The organism is Planktothricoides sp. SR001 (assembly GCF_001276715.1).
GTDB lineage: Bacteria > Cyanobacteriota > Cyanobacteriia > Cyanobacteriales > Laspinemataceae > Planktothricoides > Planktothricoides raciborskii.
In genome coordinates, this window is the sequence record NZ_LIUQ01000152.1 from 1 (window position 1) to 1282 (window position 1282).

Here is a 1282-nt window from a genome sequence, read left to right on the forward strand (position 1 = left end):
ACTGGGATTGCCGACTAGGTTTGCCCAGTTATTGTCGCCAATAGATTGGAACCAATTATTATTGCCAAAGCCAATAGATGTGGCGGTGGTAGCGGTAAAATCTGCGGGTACATTCAGGCTGGCATTTGGCCCAAAGAGAATCCCGGCTGGGTTCATTAAGAATAAGTTAGAATTGCCGCCAGTGACTTGCAATATGCCATTAATTATGGAGGCATTACCGCCGACTACTCGCCCTAAAATGTTGTTGATTTCTGGGGATGATTGAAAGTTGGCAGTTTGCCCAGTATTAACGCCAAATTGGTCAAAACTATGAAATAAGTTGCCGCCGTCTGCTGACCGTTGACCGCCAGTAATATTGATGATATTATCTTGTTGATTAACTATGGTGCCGGTGCCATCGGCTGCGGGGGTGATGGGTTGGGCATTCACCGGAATGGTCAGGGTTGTGGAGGCGAGAATAACACCTGAGATTAGCTGGATTTTGGCTTGATTTTGGTAGTTCATCTGGTTGATCTTTCCTGATTTTTGCCGATTTTATTTGCTCGGATTGGGATTGTTTTGAGTAATTTTTTAGCCAAAAAAAAGACTGGTGAACGGCAATTTGTCACCGAAAAAATTTAAGAATAAACGACAGGTATAGCGGTTACGATCTGGATGAATTACAGAGGTTTTCTGGATTCCCGCCTGCGCGGGAATGACAGAGAATGCAGCAGATTTGTAGGGTGGGCATTGCCCACAATGAAACATATATAGATTTGTAGGGTATGCATTGCCCACTATGAAACATATATAGCGGTTAAATCCAAGATTGGCCTAAGTCAAATTGATTTAAATGGTTTTGGCAGCGGATTAATCGATTTTTTTTCGCTTGTTAGTCAGTAGCCGGATTAGTTGCGATCGCTTTTTGGTTAAATAATTCAGTTAAAAATAGTAGATTCCCCCGATCGCGGGTACAAGAAACGCGGGTTGTGTATCCAGGAAAGTCTCAGAAAGGCTTTTTTTGATGGTCACTGGGTCGATCGCGTCAACCGGCCTTAAATCACAGCTAATTGGCAGTAGCTAATAGGCAGTTAAGATAATAGTCGTTTATACTTATAATAACTCTACAAAATTCGAGCGTCAAAGGTTAAAATTTTATTAAATGTTTTGGCTCGATGCGGCTTGAGTTCTCTTGCTGGCGCTTTCTTGCTAAGGCCAGTTGCCCCTGATAAATCGTCCCAGGCGATCGGCCAAATATCTGCGATCGATGTTTACCGTCATCTCATCCGTTGCCAAATCCGTT

The 1282-nt window shown here is 43.1% G+C and carries 1 protein-coding gene; it reads right to left on the reverse strand.

Annotated elements, in window-relative coordinates:
* Positions 1 to 504: filamentous hemagglutinin N-terminal domain-containing protein (locus tag AM228_RS28855; protein WP_156332146.1), on the reverse strand; the 504-nt coding region annotated here is incomplete at its 3' end.
* Positions 505 to 1282: the final 778 nt, after the last annotated feature.